The sequence below is a fragment of the Candidatus Parakkermansia intestinigallinarum genome (genome assembly GCF_944389695.1).
Classification (GTDB): domain Bacteria; phylum Verrucomicrobiota; class Verrucomicrobiia; order Verrucomicrobiales; family Akkermansiaceae; genus Akkermansia; species Akkermansia intestinigallinarum.
The window spans coordinates 1-4229 of record NZ_CALXNG010000053.1; the positions used below are offsets into that span (position 1 = coordinate 1).

The following is a 4229-nucleotide window of genomic DNA, read 5'->3' on the forward strand; positions in this document are numbered from 1 at the left end:
GAACCCGGAAGTGAAACATCGGCGCGTCGATGGTAGTCGGACGATAGGTCCCGCGAGAGTAGATCGCTGCCAGGATTCAACAACCCCTGTTGGTGAAAGCCAACAGGGGTTGACTGCTTTTGGGGCGCTGCCCGTTTTTCTTGCTCGTGCATGTTGCTGCACGCCGTGTGTTGCTGGCGCATGGAGCGGTACGTTTGTGGGCGCGCTTGTGGCGCGCTCCCGCCGCAACCGTTCGCTTCGCTCGCGGCCCCCCGAGGGAGTGGCTGCGCGCCCCTCCCTCGGACTCCTACCCGCGGCAAGCTGAGCTTGCAGGCTGTCTTTTGCGCGCTGCGCGCGCGTGTGCGCTTCGCGCAGGTTTTTTGTGCTGGCGCATGCAGCCACCCGCCCGTGTGCGCTCTTTTGCCCGCCGCCGCATCCGAAAAAAACTTGACGCCCCGCCCAACAGTCGCTAGGATGGGAGGGTCTAAGCATCATCACTCTCCCATTCATTTGCCTACACACAAGATATGAAACTTCACCTGCCTCTCTCGCTTCGCGCCGCCCTCCTCGCCTGCTTCGCCGCCTTCGCCCCCGCCGCTTACGCCGCCGATCTCACTTGGGATACCGCCAATTCTCAGTGGGCAGAGGACGCTTTGTTCAGTGATGGTCAAGCCTTCACTCAGGGTGACAATGTCACCTTCGATGCAATAACGGACGGAGACGCCGAAGGGGTTTCTCTTGTCGGCGCACTGCAAGTCGGCGAGATGACTGTCAATGCCGGCGAAGGCAAGACCTATAAATTCACCGGCAGCGGCTCCATCACAAGCCTTGAAAGCCTCACCGTCGCGAGCGGCACCGCTGAATTTGACTCAGCCAAGTGCCTGCCGACGGGCGCTGCCGTGCAAGTCGACGCCGGCGCCAAGCTGCAACTGGACTACGACGAGAACGTAACAAACGTATTCAACCTCAACATCACCCTTGGCGGAAAAGAGGGAGCCGCAAGCGGCGCAATACTGGAGCTGAACGGAACGCCCAGATTGCATAGCTTCACCCTCAACGGCAGCCTGAGCATGGAAGGCGGCTCCGTTCTGCAGCTTAATGGTGAAATGCTGGCTGTGTATAACCTCGGCTCCAATCTTAAGATTGCGGAAGGGGCTACCGCTACCTTGAACACGCTCGAGCAGAGCCATCTGTATTTGAATGGATCATCTTCGCCCGCCGGCACCCTTCGCCTGGAGGGAACCGCTTCCATGCTCTACCTGAAGGGTGCCGGCACATACAATCTGGACGTGGCGAATGGATCCATGGTGAGTCTGTCCACCTCAGGCGTGCATGCCAACGTTCAGGTGGAGGACGGCAAGAACGCGCTGCTGCAATTCTATGCCTCGAACACCTCGGCCAACCTGAACACGGGGAAGGGCGGCGAGATCTGGGTGCGTGCGAACTCTGACGCCACGGTGAATCAACTGAGCGGCAGCGGCACTCTTGTTGTCGGGGCCGGCAATCTCCTGCTCGAGGATGCTGCCGGCTTTTCCGGCACCATTCGCCTCCAGTCCGGATCTTACATCTCTGCCGACGGTGCCCTGTTGTCTGGGGCTTACGGTGACGCAACGCTGATTATGGGCTCATCCGAAGCCGCCTTACAGGCGACCGTGGAGCTGGGGACATACAGGAATTACACATACAGCTTGGCACTGGCGGACGGGGTGGACTCCGCTGAGCTGAAAAGCCTCACGGGCTCATCTTCTTCCCGCATACAGGCCGGCAACTACTGCGTGCGCGAGGGCGGCTCCTTTGCCGGCACATTCGAAGACGGCGTCACCCTGACCGTGGGAGCGGGCTACACCATGAACTTTGCCGGCGCCCGCGCTGACGACGGCGCAAGCGCCACCCTCATCGGCGAAGGCGGCAGCACGCTCGAAAAACTGACGCTCGGAAGCGGCATGGCATTGGGGGCGGATCTCGAGGACGACGCGCGGCCGGTGACGCTGCAAGACTTCACGGGCTCGGCGGGGTCGAGCATCAAGGCCGGCAACTACCGCGTGCTGGGTGAGGATAGCTCCTTTGCCGGCACGCTGGAAGACGGCGTCACGCTGACCGTGGGAGCGGGCAGCACCATGGATTTTGACGGCGCCCGAGCTGACGACGGCGCAAGCGTCACCCTCATCGGCGAAGGCGGCAGCACGCTCGCGAATCTGACGCTCGGGAGCGGTATGGTGCTGGGGGCGGATTTCGCGGATGCCGCGCAGTCGGTGATGCTGCAAGATTTCACGGGCTCGGCGGGGTCGAGCATACAGGCCGGCAACTACCGCGTGCTGGGTGATAGCTCTTTTGCCGGTACGCTGGAGGACGGCGTTACGCTGACGGTGGGAGCGGGCAGTACGATGGATTTTGCGGGCGCCCGCGCTGACGACGGCGCAAGCGTCACCCTCGTCGGCGAAGGCGGCAGCACGCTCGCGAATCTGACGCTCGGGAGCGGTATGGTGCTGAGGGCGGATCTCGCGGACGCCGAGCAGCAGGTGACGCTGCAAGACCTAGCCCTCAAGGGCGGCAGTATGATTCTGTTTGATGCTCAGAGCCTGACGGCGAACAGCCCGATTTACGACATGAGCGGCACGACGACCTGGGATCCGGGGGACGGCGGCAGCGTTCTGCTCGTGGTCGACGGGGCGGAAAATCTGACTGCGGGTGACTCTTACCTGTTGCTCGGGGATGTGGAGGGTCTGCTGCAAGACGCTGATCCCGAGGAGGTGTTTGAGGTGGTCGCCGATGAGAGCCGGGGAGCTCACCTGCAATACTCCCTCGACGCGCAGAGCGGCGATCTCGTGCTGACGCTGACCCCCGTTGCGGACTATTACCGCCGCGCCGCCGGATCGCACAACGGGCAGGCCGGAGCCGCTATGATCGATGCTCTGTTTGTCGCTTCTCAGCCGCAGTTCAACGCTCCCGGCAGCGATGCCGCCGTGCTGCTGCAAGAGCTTGACCGCTTGATTGAGGGCGGCAACGCCGCCGCGGCGGATAATGTTATGGCCGCCGCCGCCGGAGCGAGTGTTACGACGCTCGGCATGGCTTTTGCCGCCGATGCGCAGCATCGTCTCAATAATATCCGCGATCGCGTTTCCACGCTCAAGCTCGGCTCTTTCGGTGCTCCGGCGGGTGATCCCGGCCCCGACGGCCGCGAGCCGCTGAGTTTCTGGGTCAATGCCGAGGGCGGCTATCTGACGCTGGAGCAGAGCGGTACGGCTCCCGGTTACTCGATGACGAGCTGGGGCGGCACGGTGGGTGTTGAGGGTTCTCCGCGTCGCGATCTGAGCTGCGGTCTGGCTTTTTCCGCTATTTTCAGTGATTTGGATGCGGATGCGGCGGATGCGGCGGATGGTGATTTGAACGCTTATTACATCAGCGCTTTCGGCCAATACCGCAGGGGGGCGTGGAAGCACACGCTGGTGGCTTCGCTGGGGCTGGCGGATATGAGTCTTGATCGCACGGTGAGCCACGGGGCGGGGAGTTATCGGACGAGCGGGGAGACGGACGGGCTGAGTCTGGGCTTTCTCTACGAGCTTTCGCGCGATATTGCGCTCAACGGCGAGAGGACGGCGGTTCTGCAACCGCTGGTGAATGTGAGTTATCTGCACACGCGCATTGACGGTTACACGGAGGGCGGCAGTGATGCGGCGCTGCGTTTCGGGGGGCAGGATTTGGACAGTGTGAGTTTCGGCGCGGGTGCGCGTGTGCAGGCGCTGGCGGGTGAGAGCCTGCTGAATCGCCATGCGCTGTTTGAGGGGCGTGTGCTGGCGAAGTTCAATGCGGGTGATCGCCGGAGTACGGCGGGGGTGGGTTTCGCAAACGGTTTCGGTCAGGCGACGGTGGAGTCGGCGACGATCGGTGTCTTCGGTGTGGAGTTGGGCGGCGGTGTGACGCTGCCGCTGGGGCGCGAGGCGGGGTCGATTTTCGTGGATGTGAGTTATGAGCTTTACCGCGAGTACAGCAGTTTGAATGCGGGTGTGGGTTATCGCCTGAGTTTCTAAGTTGCTCGGAGGTTGGCTTGATCACCCCCTGCGATGCTTCTGCGCCGCAGGGGGTGTTGTGTGCTCAGGGAGGGGCTCGGGGTGGGGCGCTTGCTTCGGTGCTTCCGCCGCGGCCGTTGCTTCTCTCACGGCACCCCGAGGGAGGGGCTACGCGCCCCTCCCTCGGGCTCCCACCTGCGGCAAGCTGAGCTTGCAGGCTGTCTTTTGCGCGCTTCGCGCGCG

At 62.9% G+C, this 4229-nt stretch carries 1 protein-coding gene; it reads left to right on the forward strand.

Going from position 1 to position 4229, the window contains the following annotated elements; all coding sequences use genetic code 11:
• Nucleotides 1–506: 506 nt before the first annotated feature.
• Nucleotides 507–4007, forward strand: a complete 3501-nt coding sequence (locus AC6UAL_RS09480; protein WP_500683137.1) for an autotransporter family protein — start codon at nt 507–509, stop codon at nt 4005–4007.
• The last annotated feature ends 222 nt before the right edge of the window (nt 4008–4229 follow it).